The organism is Deltaproteobacteria bacterium (assembly GCA_040223695.1).
Classification (GTDB): domain Bacteria; phylum Desulfobacterota_D; class UBA1144; order Nemesobacterales; family UBA2774; genus JAVKFU01.
Genome location: JAVKFU010000018.1, coordinates 439,935 through 463,189 on the forward strand (window position 1 = coordinate 439,935; position 23,255 = coordinate 463,189).

Below are 23,255 nucleotides of genomic sequence, written 5' to 3' on the forward strand. Positions count from 1 at the left end.
TGACCGCACTCCGGCAAAACGCTATTATTTTTCTTATGAGAACCGGATACGCACAGCTTCCGCTTCACGGCGGGAAAGCCCCTTCATGGCTCTTTAGCAGGATGACGAGGCTCGCCCGTGAGATAGTCTGTCATATAGTTTCCGAGTACGGCCCGAGCGAGGTATTGATGCGTCTTTCCGATCCCTACTGGTTTCAGGCGTTCGGATGCGTGCTGGGCTTCGACTGGCACTCAAGCGGCGTTACCACCACTACGTGCGGCGCAGTAAAGGAAGGGATAAAGGGCCTTGAAGGAGAGCTCGGATTATACGCGGCAGGCGGAAAGGGCGGGGCCTCGAGGAAGACCCCCGATCAAATAACACGCGTCTGCGAGGGCCTCTCGCAAGACCCGGACGGTCTTGTTCACGCGAGCAGAATTTCCGCAAAGGTTGATAATTCCGCGGTACAGGACGGCTTTCAGCTTTACCATCACAGCTTCTTTTTTACCGATAAGAGGGAATGGTGCGTGGTACAGCAGGGTTTTAACGACTCCATCCGTTCAGCGCGCCGCTACCACTGGCTCGGCAAGGGACTACTCAGCTTCGTGGAGGAGCCTCACGCCGCTATATGCAGCGACAAGAGAACGGAGACGCTCGACCTTACGGCGCGGGAGAGCAGCGGGACGAGGGACGCCGTGACCGAAATCGCGGGGCAGCCGGACAGGAGCGTGCTCAGGGACATGGAGCGGCTTCCGAACCTTGTTATGCCCGAGCGGCATTGGGTTAAAGCAGTTGATATAAATCCCAAGTATCTTCGGAAGATCATGCTTAAGACCTATGAAGAGAGCCCCGGAAGCTTCGAGGAGCTTCTCGGCATAAAGGGCGTGGGCCCGAAAACGCTTCGCGCGCTTACTCTAGTATCGGAGCTGATATACGGCACGAGAGCCAGTGTCAGGGACCCCGCAAGATTCTCGTTCGCCCACGGGGGGAAGGACGGGACGCCTTTCCCGGTAGACCGTGAAACTTACGAAAATACCATCTCCCTGCTTCACGATGCGCTGAGAAGGGCAAAGATTGACCGCAGTGAAAAATTAAAGGCCATCCGGAGATTATCCCTCTTTGGCAAAGAATAATCATATCCCGAATTACGCTATTTATTTCGGCAACTAGATGTTTTATTTGTGCTATTTAGCATCCAGCGCCTGAGCGACGGCTGCAATCACCTCGTCATGAAGCAAGCCGTTCGTGCCGACTATTCCGCTGTTTTTCGATAAGGTTCTGCCGCGAGAAAAATCGAGGAATTTCCCGTTTATATCCGTAACCATTCCGCCCGCTTCTTCGACAATTATCGAACCGGCTGCATGGTCCCATATCTTTTCTTCGTAGTCCTTGTTTGTCGGGAGCCTTAGATAGATGGATGCGTCCCCTCTGGCAAGAACCGCATACTTGCACTGGCTGTCGATTCTTATCGGACGAGCCTTCACGCCGAGAATTTCGGCTATGCGGCCGGAATCCTCGTGGGAGGAATGGGATGACTCTACCGACTCGCAGAATGGAGCGTTTTTAGGCTCAACAATGTCGGAGACGTTTATTTCTTTAGGCGTATTGTGCTCGATCGGACGCGATGAAGCGCCTGAGTCCCTGACCGCGCTCAGCACGCAGCCTTTCTCGCCTTCGGGGTTCTTGATATCCAGAGGAAGATTGGGGCACCCGAGCACTCCCAGCATCACCTCTCCGGCATTTATCAACGCAAGCGCAACCGCATACTGCTCCCCTCTTAAAAAACCCTTGGTTCCGTCGATGGGGTCGAGTGTCCAGAAGAGCCCTTCCGGTCCGCCTTCGTAGTCGCCGCAATCTATGGCTTTTATGAGGCTCTCCTCGTCTATTCCCGGGAAGACTGATGCCGCGTATTCCAGAATGCTCGCTGTCACGGCTTTACCCTCTTCAGTTCTGAGCTCCGTGGAGTCCTCTTCGGCCATAATGGGTATGTCGGGGAATGCTTTCTTTAGCTCGTGGCAGATTACCGCCTGCGCGCCGAAATCCGCCACAGTTACGGGGGATTTATCCTTTTTCATAATCGTGTCCTCCGAGAAGAGGGAGGACTGTACTTTTATGCACAATCTGCATGCTTTTCTTACAGCCTCCAGTGCGGCTCTAAGCTCTGATTCATAATCCATTGTCAATTCTCCTTTTCGGGCAATAAATTTTACCATAAAGAATGGTTCAAAACCCCCGGATTTTTTTGCCTGCTATGGACTTCTTCCTTCACTCATGCGCGGCGGATCATGTGTCTATTTACTTCAAACGGCTCTTACCGTCTCCATAAAGGGGTTTATTATATTTTCGACAGCCGGGGGATGAAAGAGTAAAACCGCGGGAATAACTAAAAATAATACAGCAAACAGCCATCCTTTTAAGTCTCTGTTAAGCCCGGCTCTTTTACCGAAACCGGATTTCTCAATAAGAACGCCGCCTGCCTGTATCAAGAAATAGAGTGTGGGAAGTCCATATCCCGTCTCTGCCGGAAGAGAGATCACCAGGTCATGGAGCAGTCCCGAAAACAGAAAAGCCGCGATTGTCGCTGAGGTAAATCCCGCCCGTTTAACTGCCGGCCTGAAGATAAATATCCGATCCAGATCGCGGAACGCGAGATTCCATCTATTGCTCCAGAAATCGGAGAGGGACCTTGCCAGTAGAGGGGAATTCATCAGGGGGCGGGTGTTTATTCCGTTTTGCCTCCATGCGAGGGAGATCACATGAAAGAATCCGAAGAATATTATGATGATGAATCCGGCAAGCCCGATGTAGCCCGCCAGTATTTTATGCTGAGGGTAGAACTGTCCCGGTAAGAGCCAAAGGATTATGCCGCCGAGAAACGTTTTTAAAATCGCGGATATCCATTCTTCCTTCGAAGGTCTACGGATTTCAGTCTGTTTGTTGAAAAATGAAACCGCATCCATTCCCACCCAGGCAAAGATGTATCCGAGGGAAATTTTTATATCCGGGGCCGCCCCTTTTATCAAAGCCCTTCTGTACGTAAGCCATTTAAATCCGAAAAATATGGAGAATGAAAGTACGAACATGAACGCCCAATCGGGCAGATGATGGCGCGAAAAAAAGACAGACGCTGATGGGAGGATCAAAAGGGGGATCCAGTCGAGAAAAGTCATTTTTATATCTGGTTTGTCCGAGAGTGGTTTTTAAAGGTTATTATTCCAGCACTCTTTTTCAGTTCTTATGGGTATTTGTCAGATTATTTAGTTTCGACCGCGTCTGCGATCCCTCCCCTGAGTTTCGAGAACCACCTGGAGAAGCTCAGCCTGAGGTCGAGCACGAGGCTGAAGACGGCGGGCACCAGAATGAGAGTGAATATTGTGGACACCATGAGTCCTCCGACAACCACGCTGCCCAGGCCTCTGTAGAACTCCGAGCCCGAGCCGGGAGAGAGCACAAGCGGGAGCATCCCGCACACACTCGTAGTAGTGCTCATGAATATAGGCCTGATACGCGTTCTCACCGATTCTACAATTGCGTCCACGTGGTCCAAACCCTCGTCACGCATATTGTTAAGGGCTTGATGGACTATAAGTATAGCGTTGTTCACCACTATACCGATCAGGATAATAAAACCCAGCATCGTGAGGACGTTTAGCGGCATGTATGTAAACAGGTTCAGTATGAAAAGCCCGAGGAATCCCCCGAAAGCCGCGAGCGGAACACTGAACATAATCACAAAGGGGTATACGAAGCTCTCGAAAAGGGAGGCCATAAGTAGAAATGCTATTACACCCGCGAGCATGAAATTCCACTGAAGCGCCTGTCTCGTTACCGTTAAATCGTCTGCCGTGCCTGTAAGAATCGCATTGTAGGAGCCGCTGAGTTCCCCGCTCTCTTTTAGCGGTTTGAGTATTTCGTTATTAATTATTTCTATCGCAGTCTCAAGCGGCATCTGCTCAGGAGGGATAATAGAGATCGCTATCGTTCTCTGACGCTCGTAATGGTTTATCTGTTCGGGACCGGTCGTGACGTTAACATTCGCAACAGAGCCCACAGTAACCATCTTTCCGCTTTCCGTATTTATCATCAGGTCTTCAAGCGCCTGGGTCCTGCTTGCGTACTCGTCCGCCCCGCGTAAGGAGAGGTCTATCTCGTCTCCGTTTATCTGATACTCGCTTACGACCGCACCGTCCACGAGTGTATTGAGCATGAAGCCGAGCCCCTGGTTGGTTATACCCACATCGGAGCCCCGCTCCCGGTCCAGAAAGACCTGTACCTCCGGGTTTCCCAGGTCGAGGCTCGGAATCGGACGCACCTGCGAGCCGGGGATATTCTGCATTGCCGCGAAGAACACCTTTTGCCCGAGACCGACCAGTTTTTCAAGCTCGGGCCCGGTTAGCTGAACGTTTATAGCGCGCCCCTCGCCTATTCCCCTCTGGAATATGCTCGACTGGCTTACAATGGCTATCATGCCCGGTATCTTGCTCAATGACGCCTGAAGCACGGGCATAATCTCGCGTATCTTTTCGGGCTCCTTCACACGCGCTCCCATGAAGGCCTGTCTGCCCCTCGCCACATAAAAGAAATGCTCTATCGGAGGGCCGTTCAGCTTAGCCGCCTCGGGAGAGCCGGGTTCGGCTTCCCAGTACAAACGGATGTCTGCCTCGATCTGTTTCCCTATCGCGGTAAACTCGGCGATATTGTATCCGGGAGGGGGGATGAGTATTCCGAATACGAGATTGCGGTTACCCTCCGGCAGGTATTCAGTCTTGGGCATCATGAGCCAGCTGAGGATTATAGCGCCGAAAGTAAAAATGCAGACTACGGCTATTCTTCTGCCGCCGTTGGTGAGTATGCCCCGGACGAAATTCGCAATAGACTCCGCGAATCTTCCCGCCCTGTCCGCTATACCCCAGAGGTTAGAGAAGTTATGTCCGGGCCTTTCTTTAACAATATTCAGTATTTTTGCGGAGATTGCGGGAATTACCGTAATCGATACCAGGAGACTTAGTATAACGGAAACGCTTATTGCTATCGCGATATCCCTGAACAGCTGACCCGCCTGATCCTGAATGAATATGACCGGAATGAATACTGCGGCTGTTGTAAGAGTGCTTGCGAGCACGGCTCCCCATACTTCCACAGTACCGTCATAGGCCGCTCGTAAGCGCGATTTGCCCATCTGCATATGACGGTAGATATTTTCAAGCACGACGATCGAGTTGTCGACGACCATACCCACCGCAAAAGCCATCCCCGCAAGGCTTATAACGTTTATAGTTCTTCCCATAAAGGCCATTACGACGAAAGTGCCCACCACGCTTATCGGAATAGCGGTGGCTACAATGAGGGTGCTGCTCGCGCTCCTCAGAAAAAGCAGAAGTACCAGAATTGCCAGTATGCCGCCTATGATCAGGTTGTTTTTTACAAGATCGATGGCGTTTATGATGTAACCCGTCTCTTCGTAAACGTTAAACATCCTGAGGTCTCGTTTTTCAAGCTCTCCTTTATTGAGGCCGTCCATCGCTTCGAGCAGACCCTCCATCACGGTTATTGAATTGGCTCCGGCCTCTTTTACGGCGTTTATCGCTATCCCCGGCTCACCGTTTTGTCTGACAGCGTACTCGGCGTCCTTGTAACCGAGCTTGACATCGGCTACGTCCCTGACGTAAACAGGGGCGCCGTTTTTTCTCGTTATTATGACGTTTTCTATGTCCTCGGCGGATTGGTACTCTCCTACGGTTCTTACGATATACCTTCTCTTTCCTTCGTCGAAGTCTCCCGCGCTGTAGTTGTCGTTTTCTCTTTGAACCGCCTCCGCCATCTCGAGAAGCGTTATGCCTCTGGCCGCAAGCGCATTAGGATCTACGATAACCTGCATCTCACGCTCATAACCTCCGAATACGTTTGAGGACCCCACGCCGGGCACGCGCTCGAAAGCCGGTTTAATGTAGTCCTCCGCAAAATCGTGGTAGGAATAGATATCGACGTCGTTCCCCTCTTTGGGTTTGAGCATGAACCAAGCCATAGCGTTTGAGCGTACGTCGGTGCTGCTTATGACCGGCTGTTCAACCTCGTCCGGATAATCCTCGACCTGATTGAGCTTGTTGGAAACGTCCACCATGGCGGAGTCTATATCGGTGCCTATTTCGAATTCGAGTATTATCGTCCCGCTCGAGTCCTGGCTTTCGCTGGTCATCTCCACGAGGCTGTCAACCGCCTTGAGCTCATCCTCCTGCTCGCGGACAATCTCGGTCTCCACCTCCTGGGGGCTCGCGCCCTGCCAGAACGTGCTCACTGTGATACGGGGCTTTTCCACATCGGGGGTGAGCTGAACGGGGATTCTGAACAGCGATATGACTCCGAACAGAATAACGAAAATTATCCCTACGGCGACGCTCACAGGTTTGTTAATGGATGTTTGTACTAATTTCATATAGTTCCTCTCTGCTTCCGCGCTCTCATGGGCCTTGCAAGGATGGTTTTTTCATGCCGTCCAGAATTCCCTTCCGATTTGGTTCAGTTGATCTTTTCTTGCTGCGGAGCGCCGGTATCGTTAACTATTTTCACCGGCTGGTTCGGCATAAGCCTTTCGTTGCCCTTTACCACTACGGTCATACCCTTTTGCACCGGTCCTATGACCTCGATCCTGTCTTCGTAGGCCATACCTGTACTGACTGGCAGCGGCTGGACGGCTCCCTCGTTAACTACATATATGAAATTGGCGTTATTTTGCGATACGATTGCGTCTTTTGGCACCATCTTGACCGTGGACGGCTCGCCAATCGGGAAAGAGACCCTCGCAACCATGCCGCTCTTTATTGCTCCGTCTTCGTTGTTTACAGTTATCTTTACCGGGAATGTTCTGGCTTCCCTGTCCGCCTGAGGCACGATGGAAGTTACTTCCCCTTCGATTTTCATCTCCGGAAGGGCGTCCAGATTGACGCTGACTCTCTGTCCCTTGTTTATTTTGCTTACGTACCTCTCGGGCATATCGATAGTTATATCCATCGTGTCCGTATTGATCATCTCGACTATGGGGCCTCCCTTATCGACCCACTCGCCGACCTCCGTGTGCTCGGCTGTTACATATCCGCTGAACGGAGCGGTTATCCTGGATTTCTCAAGATCGTACTCACGGTTCTCAATCTGGGCCTGCAGCTGTCCTCTGCGGGCTCCCCAGGCCTGTTTTTCGGTCTCCGCATCCTGAAACTGCTGCACGGAAGCGACTCCCTTCGTTTGAAGCTGCTCGAACCGGGCGAGATTTTTCTGTGCGAGCTGATAGCGGGCCTGTGCTTCACTCTTGCTTGCTCTGGCTTCCTTGAGCTGAATCTCTATTGTGCGGGTATTGAACTGAGCTATTAGCTCTCCCTTCTCCACGTACTGCCCTTGTTCGACGGGAAAACTCTCAACCATGCCTTCTATCTCGCTTGCTATCAGACTTCTCTTGTCGGGTTCGACCGCGCCGACAAGGTTCACCGGTTTTTGAAGGGTTTCCTCCGCCACCTTGTCAACAACGACAGGGGCGGGAGGGGGCGCCTGAGATTCTGCCTCCTTAAGCGGCAGAATGCTGAGTGCGACAGTAATGGCTAATATACATATACCCGCATTTAGGGATGTCATATCTTTCTCACCTTGAAATTCGAATTTGAAAATTTTTTTATTCTTACGGTGCGGCAATAATTTTTTGAGTATATACATTAAAGTAAAAGTATAATGAATAATAGTTTTCTCGCTGCATTCTATGATTTTATCCCGTTTAGAAAAATTTTCACGAATGTTTCTACAAGCCGCTTCTGATCGGTATTATTCCTTTTTTTATCTCCGAAAAGTTCCTGAACGATTATGTGGTTGACGATCATGCCTATAAAAGCCTGGGAAGCGTACAACGGGTCGACCTTTTTAAATGCTCCGTCGGCTATTCTGGTTTCGATGTAGTCGCAGAGAAGCATATTTACGTATTCAACATAGGTTTCGAAGAACATATCGGATAGCTCGTGACCCTCGAGAGCGCTGAAGTGAAGGAGTCTTATGAAGCTTGAGTCCTTGCCGCACTTCTCAAACATGCGCGTAGCTATAGCGGTGAACACCAGGTTGTCGTCTTTGGAGTCTTTATGGGTTTCGAGCGAAAGCTCAATACCCGGTTCTTCATCGATTTTCTTTTCGATAATCGCGCCGTAAAGCTCTCTCTTAGTCGAGAAGTGTCTGAATATGAGGGCTTCGTTTACGTCGGCTATCTCCGCTATCTCTTTGGTAGTAGTACCATTGAAGCCTTTTTCCGCGAAAAGTTTTATTGACGTTTCAAGTATTTTTTCTCTGGTGCTTATCTTTTCCTTTGAGGTTAAATTAGCTTTTTCGAGCGCTTTTTCTGTTGACATTTTTATATATCCCTGTAGTCTGTAAGTAAGTAGTTACTTACAAGCTACCAGTTACGGTCAGGAGTGTCAAGAATTTTAGCCGCGCCGATTAAAGTGACTGTTTGAATAGCCTGAATAAATCAAATATATATATTATCTGATAAATTTGAGAAAAATCCCCGTATATGAGTTTATTTGCAGGAGATATTAATGACCAAGATTTTGTTATTACTTTTGATCTCTATGACGGGCTCAGGGGGAGTGCTCAATCTGACACTTCAGGATGCCGTCAGGATCGCCCTTGAAAATAACAGGGACATAAAGATACAGGAAAAGAACGTCGAATTCTCGGAAGGGGAGATAAAAACTCAGCAAGGGGAATTCGACCCGCTGTTCAATGTGGTTTCTTTCTATAACGACAGCGCGTTTCCCACCACCAGCACTTTTATTCCGTCGGGAACTGTAAGTCAGAAGGAGTTCGAGGCCGAAGCGGCGATAGACGGAAAGCTGCCCACGGGTTCTTTCTACAACCTGGGTTTTACAACTACACGGACCGATACAAATTCTCCTCTTGAGGATCTGAGCCCTAACTGGTTCAACTTTGTGAATTTCAGTCTGGGCCAGGAGCTGCTCAGGAACTTCGGCGTGGACGTGAACCGGACCTTTATAATCACCGCCAAGAGAACTAACCGTATCTCACAGAAGGAGCTTGAAAACACAATTTCGCAGGTGGTTCTAGAAGTGGAGAGGCGTTACTGGCTGGTTGTCGCCGCCAAGAAAAATCTCGAGCTCGAAAGGACGGCGCTCGAGCTTGCGATTGATCTCGGGAACAGGAACCAGATTCAGGTAGATGTCGGTGTGCTGCCGCCCGTTGCTGTAACACAGGCGGAGTCGGAAGTGGCCGCGAGGGAAGTAAGCGTGATCAGGGCGGAAAACGCGCTTCAGGCAGCCGAGGATGACCTTAAAAACCTGCTGGCGATGGACCTGTCTCAGCAAATAGCCGCCACAGACGAGCCCACTACGACAAAGTACGAGTTCAGCGAGGAAGAGTCGCTTGAAGTTGCCTATGAGGAGCGCCCGGAGATAGAGCAGGCTAAGCTAAATATCGACAATAAGGAGACCCTGAAGAAATACTATTCTAATCAGAGGCTTCCGAGACTGGCCGTAGAGGGCAGCCTTCAGCTCCAGGGGCTCGGGGGTGACGAGAACCCGGACCGCCTGAGCTTCGGCGACGAGCCCGAACCGATACCGCCACAGTTCAACAGCCCCGGGGACGCGTTCAGGCAAATCTTCGGTGCGGATTTTACCACGTGGCAGATTTTAGGGATATTCAGCTTCCCGATTTTTAACAGGACAGCCCGCGGAAATTACACGAAGGCGACTGCTGAGCTTACAAGGAGTGTTATAGAGCTGAGCAAAACGAAGGACGACGTTGCGCTCGACGTTAGGAGCGCGATAAGACAGATCGAAAACAGTCTCAGGGCTATAAAGGCGGCTCAGGTATCGATCGACCTTGCCGAGGAGGTAGTAAATAACGAGCAGGAGAGGCTTAACGTGGGAATAGGGACTACTCGCGAGGTTCTCGAGGCACAGAGGGACCTGATTGACGCCGGGGTAAGAGAGATCACGGCTGTGACCAGTTACAACATCGCGCTCGCCGAGCTCGAGTTTGCCAAGGGAACCATTCTTCAAAACAATCTGGTTGAAATCGAAGAGTAATCATCAGGCTAATAATCTAAAATATTGAAATTTAGGTGGGGAATGGATTTCTCCCGGTATGTGACAAGGCGGAGAATTCAGATATACTAGCGTTTACATATTCACATCAGACATAAGGAGATATTTTATGGCCAGCGACGGAATAATTGAGTTAAGCGACTCCAATTTTGATACGGAAGTAATAAAGAGCGAAACTCCTGTTCTCGTTGATTTTTGGGCTCCCTGGTGCGGCCCTTGCCGCGCTTTGGCGCCGATTGTCGAAGAAATTTCAACCGATTATGAGGGTAAGCTGAAGGTGGGCAAATTAAACGTTGACGAAAATCAGCAGATTACGATGAAATTCGGAATCAGAAGCATACCGACACTCATCGTCTTTAAGGGCGGTCAGGCAGTGGAGCAAGTTATAGGGGCAGTGCCTAAGGGGGAAATCGAACGAGCTATAGGTAAAGCATTATAATAAATTTTACAGCCGGGAAAATATAATTATCCTATCAGCTTTTTTCACCGATATTTTGTAGCTGCGTTTCAAGCTTTGCAATCTTGGAATCAAGTTCTTTTATCTTTTTACACTTGGTCAGTATTCCGGCCGTGTCCGCGGCGCGGTCGGTTTTTTTGCCTGTAGCGCCGGTTTTTTCTCCGCCTTCGAGCAGTCCCGATAGTATGGAGTCGGTCTTCTGTTTATCGAAAACGTAAACGGTTTCCCGGTCCCCGTCTATCCTTTTCGAGACCTTTTTCGCGGTTAAGCCGAATTTCCCCAACACCCTCCCGAGCCACTGGAGATTCTGTCCCTTTTTCTCGGATTTCGGGATAAGTTTTTCCACTTCGTCGTATAGCGCCTTCGCGGTGACCTTGAACTGCTTAGGGGTATCTTCGAAAAGGATATTTCCCAGCTCTCCACCGGATACTCTTTTAAGCACCGTCAGCACGGATTCTTCCCATTTGTCGAGGGATTCAGGGACTGCTGGCGAGGCTTTGGATGAACCGTGCGGGATTATCAGATCTATGCCGCCGGATGCCTCAAAATAGCCGTACGTCAGTTTTCCCAAGTCCTGTAAAATCATCTTTTTTTCGGCTTCAAGCTCGGATAAGTGCAGTTTGATTTTCTGCCGCTCTATTAATTCTTTGGATTTTACGTTGACTGTACTAAGACCCTTGTCGATTTTTCCTTTAAGCTTGTCCAGGAATTCTGCCATTGTCTCTACCTCCCTTTGAACATTATATAACTATTTCAAGTTTGATGTAAAGGATATGAAAACGCAGAGGGTTTGAAACAGCGGATTAATTCCGGATTTTACGGGCGGCGGCCTCAGGGGCTAAATTTTAAACAGCTCTATTATTTGTAATACACCTAATAAGTTTGATATATTCTCACTCGGACTACAATCACTGACGCGAGGTGCCTGATGTACAAGAAAGGATCGACTATACTATTAACACAGCCGATCGAAGGGAAAAGAGACAGATTTGAGAAGGGGCTCAGAGGTATAATTGTAGAATTCTTCGATCTCCCGCACGGAAAGTCCTACAGGGTTCAGTTTATAGACGGCAGGGTAGCGCGTTTTCCCGAAGAGCTCATGGAGGAGGCAGTCGAGGTCGTTGCTTAATTATAGAAGCCGGGCGGGGTTTACCCGCTCGCATCATTATTGGTTTTGCTTTATACGTCTGAGCCTGATTCCCGTTTCATCATGTTGAGCCGATTCGGATTGCTTTGTTGTTTTTTATCATGGCCTTGTAATACTTGTATTAATTGATGGTTTTGAATCCCCGTGTTTGCAAACTTCTTGCTATAGGGTTTATATTTTGATGGTTATATGCATTTAATCAAAAATCTGTCTGAGGGCGAAGGAGGTGAGCGTGGCAACTGATAAACATTATGATGTAATCATAATCGGCACGGGCGCGGGGGGCGGTACTCTCGCGTATCATCTGGCCCCTTCGGGCAAGAGCATTCTTCTTCTGGAGCGCGGGGATTTCCTGCCCCGTGAAAAGGAAAACTGGGATGTTAACAAGGTATTCCTCGATAACCGCTACGTAAGCCGGGACCCGTGGCACGACAAGGACGGTAACGCTTTCCAGCCGGGCGTGCATTATTTCGTCGGAGGGGCTACGAAAATGTACGGAGCCGCTTTATTCAGACTGCGGAAAGAGGACTTCGGCGAGGTCCGCCACCACGGGGGGATCTCTCCCGCATGGCCTATCTCTTATGAGGACCTTGAGCCTTACTACACCAGGGCGGAGAAGATTTATCATGTTCACGGACTTAGGGGCGAGGACCCGACCGAGCCTGGGGCGAGCGAGCCTTACCCGTATCCGCCTGTCGCTCACGAAGCCAGGATCGCGGAGCTTGCAGAGAGTCTTGAAAGGGAAGGCTATCACCCGTTTCACGCGCCGACCGGGGTACTGCTGAATGAAGAGGACCGCAATATGAGCGACTGCATCAAGTGCGATACATGCGACGGTTACCCTTGTCTGGTTCACGCGAAGGCCGATAGCGAGGTCGTATGCGTAAGGCCCGCGTTAACGCATCCGAACGTGACGCTGGTAACGAACGCCGAGGTCGTAAAACTGAACACGTCCGCTTCCGGAAGGGAAGTGACTGAAGTCGTTGTAAGGCGGAACAATGGTACAGAAATATACAGAGGAAACATAGTGGTCGTGTCGGCAGGCGCGTCGAATTCGGCGCGTATATTGCTTCTTTCGGCTAACGATAAGCATCCTGACGGCCTTGCGAACGGATCCGATCAGGTCGGCAGGAATTACATGTTCCACAATAGTCAGGCGGTGGTAGCTATATCCGTACGCGAAAATCCGACTGTCTTTCAGAAGACATTAAGCATTAACGATTTTTATTTCGGTATGGACGGATTCGATTATCCGGTAGGCAACATACAGATGATAGGGAAGTCGAAGGGCCCCATGTTCAGGGATGACGCGCCTTCTCTGGTTCCGGGGATGACGCTCGACACGATGGCCCGACACGCAGTCGATTTCTGGCTTACCACAGAAGACCTGCCCGACCCCGAGAACAGGATCACGCTCAACTCTAATGGAGAGATCGTGCTTAGCTACACGTTCAACAACCAGGAGCCTGCGAGACTCCTGAGAGAGAAGCTTAGGGATATGCTGGAGAAGGCGGGGTGCCACAGGCACCTGATCCCGAACAATCTCTACATGGGGAAGAATATTCCTCTCGGGGGCGTGGCGCATCAGTCGGGTGCCTGCCGTTTCGGGACCGACCCCGCTAGTTCCGTACTCGATATAAACTGCAAGGCTCACGAGCTTGATAACCTGTATGTTGTCGATACCAGCTTCTTCCCGAGCATAGGGGCTGTAAACCCTTCGCTCACCGCGATGGCGAACGCTCTCAGGGTAGGGGACCGTCTGCTTGAAAGATTAGGCTAATTCCATGGGCGCTACTAGAAACCGGCTCGCCGGCTCGTTTGCGTCGCTTAAACCGCTTTGTTTTTTTTGAGGGCGGCCTTTTTTTTGTGCGCCACATCTGCATTTTGCGCCCGGGGAATGCTGTCCCGTTCAATCTGAATTATCTTTTTCTTCTTGGAAAGGTTGAACCTGGAGACGTCCACAACGAACTTTTTATGTAAAAATTTTCTACCGAGAAGTATCGGGTATTCCATTTTCGACCTGTCGGAAAGAGATAGCTCTATGTCATGGTCCTGACCGAAGAGTGAAATTTTGGTTTTTATTATATATCTGAATTCCGTCTGTCCGAAAGAGTTTTTTATCCTTCTTCTCGCCAGAAGCGGCTTTCTTATCTCTTTTTCGTCATAGGCGGGGTGTGATGGGTCGAGCAGCCTGAACCTTACATACCTCCGGCCGTCTTTTCTCACCGCTCTCACGCTGTCGCAGTGTATTGCGGAAGTGTACGCGCCCGTGTCGACCTTGGCGTCCATGTCACATAATTTAAGCGTGGGAAAGTCGACTTTTTCCCTTCTCCCTATTACGAGTTTTACCTGCTTCTGTTTCATCAGCTCCTGACCGTATCAGAGTGTAAGGCCGAAAAATATTGTTGCCAGCCCCAGAAATGCCGCAAACCCGATAATGTCCGTTACCGTTGTCAATATGATCATCGATGACTGGGCAGGGTCAAGTCCAAGGGACTTCAGCGCTATCGGGATTACAGTACCCGAAATGCCGGCCGCTATGAGGTTAATAATCATGGCAAGCCCTATTACCAGACCGAGTATCATATTACCCTGCCATATATAAGCTATAGCCGCTGTAATTAAACCGATGATTATTCCGTTGTAAAGACCGAGGCTTGCCTCTTTCCAGAGGAGCTTCTTGAAGTCGCCCCTGGAAATCTCCCTCATAACGAGTCCTCTCATCACTACCGCAAGGGACTGCGCGCCGCCGTTGCCGCCCTGACCGGCAACTATCGGCAGGAAGGCTGCAAGAACGGTTATTCTGGCTATTACGTCCTCGAACATCGCAACCACCGCCGCCGCCAGGAATGCCGTAACGAGGTTTATGCTTAGCCAGGGGAGTCTCTTTTTAAGCGAATAAAAGGTGCCGGAAAAGGGCCTTTCGTCGCTGTCTACGCCGAATATAGTCTGTATGTCGGCCGAATATTCCTCCTGCATATCCCCCATGAACTGATTCGTGTTCACTATGCCCACAAGCTTATGGGTGTTATCCACTACGGGGACCGCGAAGAATTTGTGCTTTGAAATGATGCTCGCCGCATCCTCGTTCTCCATGAACGCATTCAGGTAAAAGACGTCTTTAATCATAACCTCGCCGAGCTTCTTATGGGGTTCCTGAATAATCAGGTCCCTCATGCTTAACACTCCCTTGAGCCTGTTCTGCTCGTCTATTACGTAAAGATAAGAGAGGGGTGTGGTATCCTGGTCTGCCATGCGTTTTATCTTGCTCAGCACGTCTGAAATTCTGAGATCGTCCCTGAGCGCGAGGAAGTTCGGGCTCATTATGTGCCCTACGCTGTCTTTAGGGTATTCGAGAAGCTCTCTGATCTCCTTTTTTTGGTGATCTGTAAGATTGCGCGCGATTTTGTCTTTGAGTTCAGGGGTGCATATTCCGACTATTAGCGATACCTTAAGAGGCTCGATGCTGCGTACGATCTCTCCTGCTTTGCCGTCAGGGAGCTTGCTCAGAAGCTTTGCGGCATATTCGTTCTGCAAATTCTCGAAAATGGTTTTCGTGATACCTACCGGGAGACTCTCGAATACCTCTATACTCTCCTCGATATCCATAGTTTCTATGACGTGCGCCGAAATTACGGGGTCGTAATCCGAGAATTTTTGGATATAGAATTCGAGCGGCGAGCCTTGGTTCATATTTGACCTCCCCTGGACAAGCGTGTTTTACATAAGCTAAGAAGGATACCTTAATACATGCTCGGATTGTAAAAATTTGAATAGGTTTCAGATTGAGCGTAAAAGGGCCCTGGCCGGGGCGCCTTCGCAGTTTTCGATCTTGATCGGAAGGCATATCATTTCATACCTGCCGGGTTCTACCCGCGAAAGGTCGAGGCCCTCTATGACCCAGATGCGTGCCTTGAGTATTATTTGATGGACTTCATTGATATTCGATTCGAATCCGCCGATCGAAAGGTAATCGACTCCTATGGTCTGTACCTTTCGGTCAACCAGGTATTCCGCCGTCTCTGTCGAAATGTACACGAATTTTTCATCGAAAGGTTTCTTATCCCATTTGCGTTTTGAGTTCCGTGTTTTAAAGAGAATTCTTTCCCCCCGGCGTATACGGTGGGGGCGTATCTCCGCGACTTTTATGGATTCAGGGTCGTTTACCTCAATCACGCGCGCGTTGCCCACAACCGCGGACAACGGCATCTTGTCTATACCGGTTTTGAGCTTTGTGAAGTGGGAAGGGGCATCCATATGGGTGGCTGTGTGAACGGTCATAGAAACTTCGGATACGTTGCAGTCATCCCCTTTGTCCATGTCGTGAAGGCGGTAAACCCTGACCGGGGGATCGCCCGGCCAGCTTACCATGCCGTCAGAGATCGGGACAGAGATATCTATCCATTCCTGAGATGTTGCCGCCTGAGATTTTCTTTTCGGTCCGGGCCTATTGGAAGACATTTGCATAGCTCCTAAATCTTAAACAATTTTATTAGCGGCGACAAACAGGACCAGGTAAGTCACCAATCTAGATTTAAAGCAATTTGGCTATTTCCCGCGCAACGCTATCCGGAGAGAGATTTTCGGTGTCTATTATTATGTCTGCTCTCTCGTAGAACCGTGCGCGTTTTTGGAGCAGCAGCGCCGCGGTCCCGAGCGGGTCTTCCCCCCGGAGAAGGGGACGGGATTTACTGTTTTTAATTCTTTCCCAGATGGTGGCGATCGGGGCTTTCAGATAAATCGTAATGCCTCCCCGGTTCATTATCTCCCAGTTAGTCTCCCTCGTGACAATCCCTCCGCCCGTGGCTATTACCTGCCTCTCTCCATTTGAGAGATTTTCAAGAACCTCCGATTCAAGCGCCCTGAAATATTCCTCTCCGTGCTCGGAGAATATTTCGGTAATTTTCTTCCCGCTCTGCTTTTCTATTACATTGTCGGCGTCTACGTATCTGTAACCGACTTCTTCAGCTAAAATCCTGCCGACCGTTGTTTTACCGGCGCCCATAAAGCCGACTAAAAATATATTTTTAAGATTACGCTTATCAGGATTCATCCGGAAACTGATAAATACTGTTTTTTTTCTCGCGACCCGTCACGAATTTCTCGACATACTTTCCGATTATATCGCATTCTATGTTGACCGGGCTTCCGATTTTAAGCTCGCCGAAGATCGTCTCTTCAAGCGTGTAGGGGATTATGTTTACCAGAAATTCATTGCCGTTAACCGCGTTTACCGTAAGGCTTACGCCGTCCACCGCGACTGAGCCTTTCTCCACGACGTATTTCGACAACTCCCCGGGTACTGAGAACCCGAACTCTACCGAGCCACCGCGCTTTCGGATAGAGCTCACCTTGCCCACGCCGTCCACGTGCCCGTTCACCATATGCCCCCCGAGCTTGTCGCCGACTTTAAGCGCGCGCTCGAGATTCACTCTGTTTCCGGTCTTTAATCTTCCCAGATTTGTCCTGGCGAGCGTCTCATGAGAGGCGTCCACGGTAAAGCTGTTTTTCCCGAGGGACGTTACGGTGAGGCACGTCCCGTTTACTGAGATACTGTCTCCAAGCCCGACTTCCGCCAGGTTAATTTTGCTTACTTCGAAGCTAAAGACGGATTCTTTCGCCTTGCGCTTTATACCCCTTACTTTTCCTATGTCCTCAATTATTCCGGTGAACATGGCTACCCGCCCCGTTTCAATATGAATGTATCAAGAAGTATCAGTATAACACCGATAGTAATAGCGGAGTCAGCCAGGTTAAACGGCGGCCAGTGGAGCGCAGGGTTTCCGAACCAGTGGAAGTCTATGAAATCCGTTACGTATCTGAGCTTGAATCTGTCTATCGAGTTCCCTATCGCGCCGCCGAGAATAAGCGACAAAGAGATCACGAGGAGTCTGTCCCCGCTTTGTGTTTGGGACAGGAAGTAGAAGATCACTATAACCGCGGTTATGAGCACGACCACGAACAGGGGAATCCTGATGCTTTCAGGCATATCCCGGAATATGCCGAAGGCGGCGCCCGGGTTTCTGATGTGAGTTAAATCCAGAAAAGGCAGAAACTCTACTCTTCCGTAAAGCGGTATGTTTCTGACGACGAGCCACTTGGATAGCTGGTCCGCCGCTACGATTATAGCGGTTATGGTTATAGCGGTGATGTACTTGTGCATTTGAGGGAGCTATAGATTATATAGGATTAAATTATTACTTCAACCGCTTTTCTTTCGCCCACCGAGCCCTTTCTATAAAATCAAGAGCATAGTTCCTGGAACCGCTGCTTCCGTCAGATGCGGTAATTTCCCGGAATATATCAGCGGAGCCTTCGTAGTTTTCTCCGGCAAAAAGAGAGATGCCGAGCAGCCTCGAATTCTCCCCGGTCAATTCATCGGAGGGAAGGCCGAGAAATTTTGCCAGTGTCAGATAGGGGACGGCCTTTTTGTATTCCCCGTTATTGTATAACATCCTGCCGAGGAGATAGTAGGCGGGAGAATAGTCGGGTGAGAGCATTACTGATTCTTCAAGAGAAACGGTCTGATAGACCCTGTCCCTCGTGGAGAAGAACTCCCGTAATTTGCCCGCGGGTTCTCCTCCGGTCTCAATCGCAGATATTTTGATATCGAGTTCCCTTTTGATTTCATCCGGCAGGGGGTTTCCCCGTATGGACTTGAATATTACAAGAGCCTCATTCGTTTTTCCCGACTGCCAGAGAGCGTTGCCCCTGAGATTTTCCAAAATGGTTTTGTCCACTTCCGAGATGGAGGCTGAACGTTTCGCAACGCGCGCGGCTTCCGGGTAATTACCTTCATAGTAATTAGAGTATGCGAGCCCGTTAAGAAGAACGGGGTCATCGGCGTCATAGGAGAGAGCCTCTTCGAACAGGAGGCGCGCGCGATGATAATTACTGTCACTGAAGCTTCTGTACCCGTCGGTTTTGAGGGCCGCGACGCGTCTCGGGCAGGTCGCGCCGAATATGCTCGGCTCGCTGAATCTGGCCTCCGCTATGGCTTCCGCTTGAAGAGGAGTTTCGATTCCTTCGAGAAAAACCTTCCATTCCGTTATAAGCTCGTCCAGCCCTTTGCCGTAAACCGAAAAATTCCCGGTTCTGTAAGCGGTTTTAAATTTGTCCATTCCGTAAGTGTCGATGAGATATCTTGAGAAAGATCCCGTTAGTGTGTAGCCGACAGCCGGAGGCGCGTACCAGAATCCGAATCCGAGTATGTTATTTAGTTGCGGAGCCGCCCCTTTTTTAATTAGCAACTTGGCCCATTGGTGGCGCGTGTAGCCGTCCCCGTCCCAGTCGGCCGCCACGGCGAGCCCTTCGAGAAGACCGATCTTGGGACTTATCTTGAGGAACTTGCTCCCGAAATCTGCGGACATCACGTGAGTAAGCTCGTGCTTGAGCACCGGGTGGGGGAATAAATCGTAAACGAGATGTATTTCCTTGTGTATAGGGTTTGCGATTGTAGTTTCTCCGGCGCCGACTACGTTCTTACGTGTTTTGAAGTCCGGATAAATGTATGAGCGTATCTTCTGCGAGGAGTCCGTATCGAGGAATTCGGATAGCTGTTTGTATCTCCATTCGTGATCCCGGGCGATCAGGTCTATATCTCTTGTGGCTCCCGGGTCGTAGTAGATAATGAAATTATCCGTCTCGACCGAAGCCGGGAGAATACTCTCAGTTATATATTCGCGGGAATAGGTAAAGCCGATTTCCTGCTTGTATGAGTAGGAAATAACCAGAGCCGCCGCGAAAATGAAGAGCTTGATGAAACCCCATGCGCCTATTCTTCTGAACACCATGCCGTTAGCAATTGTCAGCAGCGTGAGAAAGAGGAATCCCCACAGGACGGTGATTATTCTGTACACTACCAGTGTGAGGGTGACAGGTATAGCTTCGTCGTAAATGGGTCCGGGGAAGAATCCGAACACCGGATTATAAACGAAGAGCGAAGGATTGCTATAGAGTTTCCAAAGGGAATAAATTATCGTCCCGATAATTATGAGTGCCCCTGTGAAGAACCCCCTTCCTCTGAAGATGAACCCGGTCAGGAGACCGAGTGTGGAAGAAAAGAACACGCTTACAACCGGGATCAGGAGAAAGAACGCCGCTCCCTCCTTTTTGTAGCAGTCGCCTTTTATAAGGGAGCTTCCGAGCCCTATGAGAAATACCACTAAGAGGAATATGATATTGATCGTCAGTATGGACGAGACTCTGTCTGAAAGCCTCCTTCCCATCCTCTGGATCTTATAGTCGCTGTCGATTAGCTCGGCGGAGATAAAAACGGATATAAAGGCCAGCACGAAACCCATAACCACGGAGTATTCGAACCCGAGGGTCCCTACCAGGGGGAAGAAAGTGAGGGACAGAGAGATCAGTATAACGAGCCCAAGAGGTATGAGCACTTTATTAGACAAAAACATGCGTTCTAAATCCATATGTTCCTTCCAGTACTAGCCTCCGAATTTCTATATATGCTGTTTATAATTGTACTGCAGGTTAGCTCCCGATTATAGCTTTTGCGCTTCGTTTGTTCACATCAGTTCGGATTTTGGCCGGTCCGGTCTTTCACATCCTGAGAGTAGGCGTCTATGTGCCTGTGTGTAAAAAGCGTCAGTTTATTGATTTGAAAAACCGGGCGGGAAAGAAAATCACCCTGTAGAGTTTTAAGAAGTGAGCGGCGATTGCCCCGCAAGAAGTGGCAACAGTTTATGCAGTACGGCTATTTAAACCACCCGCTCCGGTAGAAGAAAAACAGCATTCCCGCCGAAACCGCCAGCATAAGTATGAGCGTTAGGTGATAAGAGTATTGCCACTGGAGTAGGGGGATATATCGAAAGTTCATTCCATAAATTCCCGCTATGAGGTTCAGGGGCAGGAATATGGCCGCAATTATCGTAAGTACTTTGAGCCTGTTGTTTGTCCTCTCCTGAAGCGTGAGGTCGTAGTGCTGATGAATGTTTTGAAGCCTGCTTTCATACCTGCCGAGCAGCCTGAATTCGTTCTGCGCTTCGTCGTCGAGCTTTTTAAAGTTGCGGCGCTGCTTTCCTATGTCGAAAGCCGCTCCCTCGAATTTTTGAATGGCGTTAAGACAGTAAAGCTGATCTTCAGCCATCACGCTAAGGCGCCCGATATTGTTCTTTAGTGTGAGTATGCTTTTGAGGTCGACCTCGTCCGGCGCAAGATTTATGCTCTTGCCGAGATTGTGGATACTGTCCCGCTGGTTTATGTAGAGAAAATAATTTGTTTCCATCATATTCTCGATAATATGGTAAAGAAGGGATGCGATTGTCGCCCTTTGCAGGTGGAAATTATTGCATAGGTCACTGGCCAGCTTCGTTATAGGGTCTATTTCCCCGGCATGAATTGTGATGAGTAGGTTCCGCATGCAGAGGAAGGAAATATGCTCAATTTCAAAGGTCGCTTCCTCCGTAATTCTGGGGAATTCGAAATAGAGCTCATTTTCGGTATGAGCCAAAGGCAGGTTCCTGCCCCGAAGTATGAAGTCCTCGATAATCGATTCATCCGAAATAAGCGGGGAAAGTATTTCCCTGAGCTCCCTTTTATCGGGATCAACTATGTCTATCCAGCGCGGCTTGCCGTCAGCGAGCCTCTCGCCGATTTTTTGTTCGGGGGATTCCTCTTTGAGATGCAGGCTGTCGTCGATAAGATAGGATTTAACTATCAAGGCGCTTACTCCTTTAAGGATCACCCTTTATCGAGCCTGAAGCTGATAGGTACAGTGACCCAGCTCGCGACCTCCCTTCCGTCTTCCGTGCCGGGGATGAAAACCCAGCTTTTTACCGCTTCGAGCGCCGTTTCGTCCAGCACTTCATAGCCTGAGGGTTTTGCAAGCTCGATTTTGCCGACCCTGCCGTTCTCCAGCACATAGACTCTCAAATGCACTTCCCCTTCGTAACCCCTTCTGCGGGCTGTTGCCGGATACCTCGGCGCCGGATTTATTTTATAATCGGGCCGGGCGGATTTTTTGACTCCGGCACTTGTGACCGGATTTGTAGCGGCTTCTCCTGACTCCCCCTTTTTTTCGATCGCCGCTGTTTCATTTCCGGCGGTTTGAAGTCCTTTATTTCTATCCGGCCCCTGATTCGCGCTCGTAGCCGAATTCTCTTCATCTGTAAGAGCCTGTTTTTTCTCACCGGTTTGTATATTTCGATTGACTGCGGCGGAAGGGCTTCTCTCTACGGCTTTCGCGGTTGTCAGTTCTTTTTTTTCAGGCTCACCAGGGGATTTTTGTTTTACGGCAGTCTGTTTCACATTATTCTTAACGGACTCCTGTAATTTGGCTGTTTCGGATTTTTCGGGTTTCGGCCTTGCGCTCCCGGTGTCTTCGCTGCCGACAATGCCCACGATTATAGATCCCGATTTCCTGCCCGCGTCGCTATCCACAAAATAAACGAGTATAAACGCTATCAATATCACGTGAACGACGACGGAGGGAATGAGGAATTTTCCAAGTCTCGAACGCTTCATTATAATTTCATGCCTAGTTGAATATCTGTCATTTTCCGTACTGTCGGCGCTATTCACCGTCAGGCAAGCTGTGATATTTGTAAGCCGCGCAGACAGGGATTATTTTAATAGGAAATAAAGAGGATGGAAAGGAGCGCGTTATGTTATATATCGCAGTAAAAACTATTTTAACAGCACTGGTAATAGTAGGTATTTCGGAGCTTGGGAAGAGGCACACGACTTTTGCGGCCCTGCTCGCGGCGCTGCCGCTCACGTCTCTTCTGGCCATGATATGGCTCTATGTGGACACAGGGGACTCGGGCAGCATAGCGGATCTGTCGATAGCGATATTCTGGCTCGTATTGCCGACTCTGCTCTTTTTCCTCATACTCCCCTGGCTGCTGAGAAACGGTTATAACTTCTGGCTCTCCATGACGGTCTCTGCCTTGGTGATGATCGCATTTTACGCGGCCTACGCGGCAATCGGCAGGAAAATCGGGCTTCCGCTTTAGTTGTTCCCGAATGTATTATGCGGGCTGATCCTCAGGGGATATTATCTCCCTAAGTTTCATCATCCCCGCCCGCATCCAGCTCTTCACTGTCCCGAGCGGCTCATTCATGCGCGCTGAAATCTCGGTCTGTGTAAGGCCGTGGAAATAGGCAAGCTCGATTGACTCACGCTGCTGCGGGGTGAGCTCCGAAAGGGCGCTTTCGATGAGCTCGCGTTTTTCTCTAATCTCGGTCTTTTCCTCGGGCGATGAAACCTTGTCTGTAAGCTCGTCGGGAAGGGGATCCTGAATTCTTTTACGTCTCCCTTCCGATCTCAGTTTGTCGATTGCCCTGCTTCTGGTGAGCGTTATGAGCCACGCCGACGGAGTGCCGCGCTCGGCCGAGTAATCAAAAGCCCTGTTCCAGACCTGTTTGAATACGTCGAGTGTGACCTCATCCGCCTCCTGAGTGCTTGAAAGGATCTTGAGGGCCAGCCCGTAAACCTGTGAAATTGTCAGGTCATAGAGCTTTCCGAGAGCGGACTCGCATTCCTTTGCGATTTTCGTAATGAGCTCCGCAAGCTCTCTCTCTGCACTGTCCCGCGCGCGTTCAGCCATCCGTCTCCACACACACC

At 49.8% G+C, this 23,255-nt stretch carries 22 protein-coding genes; 6 read left to right on the top strand and 16 right to left on the bottom strand.

Annotation, left to right across the window (positions count from 1 at the left end):
• Positions 1-35 precede the first annotated feature (35 nt).
• A complete protein-coding gene (locus tag RIG61_11050; GenBank protein MEQ9619696.1) occupies positions 36-1,109 on the top strand; it encodes a DUF763 domain-containing protein in 1,074 nt (357 codons plus the stop codon).
• Positions 1,110-1,160: 51 nt separating this feature from the next.
• Here the strand turns inward: RIG61_11050 and RIG61_11055 are convergent, their stop codons facing one another.
• The 5 genes from RIG61_11055 to RIG61_11075 all read right to left on the bottom strand — a co-directional run bounded on the left by RIG61_11055 (position 1,161) and on the right by RIG61_11075 (position 8,351).
• Positions 1,161-2,153: a 3'(2'),5'-bisphosphate nucleotidase gene (locus tag RIG61_11055; protein ID MEQ9619697.1), complete on the bottom strand. Its 993-nt coding sequence runs from the start codon at positions 2,151-2,153 to the stop codon at positions 1,161-1,163.
• 123 nt (positions 2,154-2,276) lie between these two features.
• On the bottom strand, positions 2,277-3,146 hold the full coding sequence (locus RIG61_11060) for an MBOAT family protein (GenBank protein MEQ9619698.1): 870 nt from the start codon (positions 3,144-3,146) through the stop codon (positions 2,277-2,279).
• Positions 3,147-3,229: 83 nt separating this feature from the next.
• Positions 3,230-6,409, bottom strand: a complete 3,180-nt coding sequence (locus tag RIG61_11065; protein MEQ9619699.1) for an efflux RND transporter permease subunit — start codon at positions 6,407-6,409, stop codon at positions 3,230-3,232.
• An 83-nt stretch (positions 6,410-6,492) separates the two neighbouring features.
• Positions 6,493-7,596, bottom strand: a complete 1,104-nt coding sequence (locus RIG61_11070) for an efflux RND transporter periplasmic adaptor subunit (GenBank protein MEQ9619700.1) — start codon at positions 7,594-7,596, stop codon at positions 6,493-6,495.
• A 119-nt stretch (positions 7,597-7,715) separates the two neighbouring features.
• Positions 7,716-8,351 (bottom strand): TetR/AcrR family transcriptional regulator, encoded by a 636-nt coding sequence (locus RIG61_11075; GenBank protein ID MEQ9619701.1) that lies wholly within the window; start codon positions 8,349-8,351, stop codon positions 7,716-7,718.
• Positions 8,352-8,540: 189 nt separating this feature from the next.
• On the opposite strand from RIG61_11075, the gene RIG61_11080 reads away from it, so the two are divergent.
• Positions 8,541-10,049, top strand: coding sequence for a TolC family protein (locus tag RIG61_11080; GenBank protein ID MEQ9619702.1), 1,509 nt, complete (start codon positions 8,541-8,543; stop codon positions 10,047-10,049).
• Between the two features lie 127 nt (positions 10,050-10,176).
• Entirely contained in the window at positions 10,177-10,506 is a 330-nt protein-coding gene (gene trxA / locus RIG61_11085) for a thioredoxin (GenBank protein MEQ9619703.1), read from the top strand.
• A 34-nt stretch (positions 10,507-10,540) separates the two neighbouring features.
• Here the strand turns inward: trxA and RIG61_11090 are convergent, their stop codons facing one another.
• Positions 10,541-11,242 carry a hypothetical protein gene (locus RIG61_11090; protein ID MEQ9619704.1) on the bottom strand — a complete coding sequence of 234 codons (702 nt, stop codon included), beginning with the start codon at positions 11,240-11,242 and terminating at the stop codon, positions 10,541-10,543.
• 210 nt (positions 11,243-11,452) lie between these two features.
• Here RIG61_11090 and RIG61_11095 point away from each other — a divergent pair, with 210 nt between their 5' ends.
• Together RIG61_11095 and RIG61_11100 are read left to right on the top strand one after the other, a co-directional pair.
• Positions 11,453-11,653, top strand: coding sequence for a hypothetical protein (locus tag RIG61_11095; GenBank protein ID MEQ9619705.1), 201 nt, complete (start codon positions 11,453-11,455; stop codon positions 11,651-11,653).
• A gap of 250 nt (positions 11,654-11,903) precedes the next feature.
• Entirely contained in the window at positions 11,904-13,451 is a 1,548-nt protein-coding gene (locus RIG61_11100) for a GMC family oxidoreductase (GenBank protein MEQ9619706.1), read from the top strand.
• A gap of 47 nt (positions 13,452-13,498) precedes the next feature.
• On the opposite strand, the gene RIG61_11105 is transcribed toward RIG61_11100, so the two are convergent.
• The 9 genes from RIG61_11105 to RIG61_11145 form a co-directional block, all read right to left on the bottom strand.
• Positions 13,499-14,035, bottom strand: coding sequence for a RimK/LysX family protein (locus RIG61_11105; protein ID MEQ9619707.1), 537 nt, complete (start codon positions 14,033-14,035; stop codon positions 13,499-13,501).
• A 15-nt stretch (positions 14,036-14,050) separates the two neighbouring features.
• Positions 14,051-15,364 (bottom strand): magnesium transporter, encoded by a 1,314-nt coding sequence (mgtE, locus tag RIG61_11110; protein MEQ9619708.1) that lies wholly within the window; start codon positions 15,362-15,364, stop codon positions 14,051-14,053.
• 87 nt (positions 15,365-15,451) lie between these two features.
• Entirely contained in the window at positions 15,452-16,132 is a 681-nt protein-coding gene (locus tag RIG61_11115) for a cyclase family protein (protein MEQ9619709.1), read from the bottom strand.
• 73 nt (positions 16,133-16,205) lie between these two features.
• Positions 16,206-16,724 (bottom strand): shikimate kinase, encoded by a 519-nt coding sequence (locus tag RIG61_11120; GenBank protein MEQ9619710.1) that lies wholly within the window; start codon positions 16,722-16,724, stop codon positions 16,206-16,208.
• Entirely contained in the window at positions 16,714-17,346 is a 633-nt protein-coding gene (locus RIG61_11125) for a riboflavin synthase (GenBank protein MEQ9619711.1), read from the bottom strand. The genes RIG61_11120 and RIG61_11125 overlap by 11 nt, the downstream gene beginning before the upstream one ends.
• Before the next feature lie 2 nt (positions 17,347-17,348).
• Complete coding sequence (gene lspA / locus RIG61_11130) at positions 17,349-17,834, bottom strand: signal peptidase II (protein ID MEQ9619712.1); 486 nt, start codon at positions 17,832-17,834, stop codon at positions 17,349-17,351.
• Positions 17,835-17,868: 34 nt separating this feature from the next.
• A complete protein-coding gene (locus tag RIG61_11135) occupies positions 17,869-20,100 on the bottom strand; it encodes a hypothetical protein (protein MEQ9619713.1) in 2,232 nt (743 codons plus the stop codon).
• 284 nt (positions 20,101-20,384) lie between these two features.
• The gene (locus RIG61_11140) at positions 20,385-21,350 is read right to left on the bottom strand and encodes a magnesium transporter CorA family protein (protein ID MEQ9619714.1); all 966 of its coding nucleotides are present in this window, start codon (positions 21,348-21,350) and stop codon (positions 20,385-20,387) included.
• A gap of 20 nt (positions 21,351-21,370) precedes the next feature.
• Positions 21,371-22,153, bottom strand: a complete 783-nt coding sequence (locus RIG61_11145; protein ID MEQ9619715.1) for an energy transducer TonB — start codon at positions 22,151-22,153, stop codon at positions 21,371-21,373.
• A gap of 140 nt (positions 22,154-22,293) precedes the next feature.
• On the opposite strand from RIG61_11145, the gene RIG61_11150 reads away from it, so the two are divergent.
• Positions 22,294-22,644 carry a DUF3147 family protein gene (locus RIG61_11150; protein ID MEQ9619716.1) on the top strand — a complete coding sequence of 117 codons (351 nt, stop codon included), beginning with the start codon at positions 22,294-22,296 and terminating at the stop codon, positions 22,642-22,644.
• 15 nt (positions 22,645-22,659) lie between these two features.
• On the opposite strand, the gene RIG61_11155 is transcribed toward RIG61_11150, so the two are convergent.
• A complete protein-coding gene (locus RIG61_11155) occupies positions 22,660-23,238 on the bottom strand; it encodes a sigma-70 family RNA polymerase sigma factor (protein MEQ9619717.1) in 579 nt (192 codons plus the stop codon).
• Positions 23,239-23,255 lie beyond the last annotated feature (17 nt).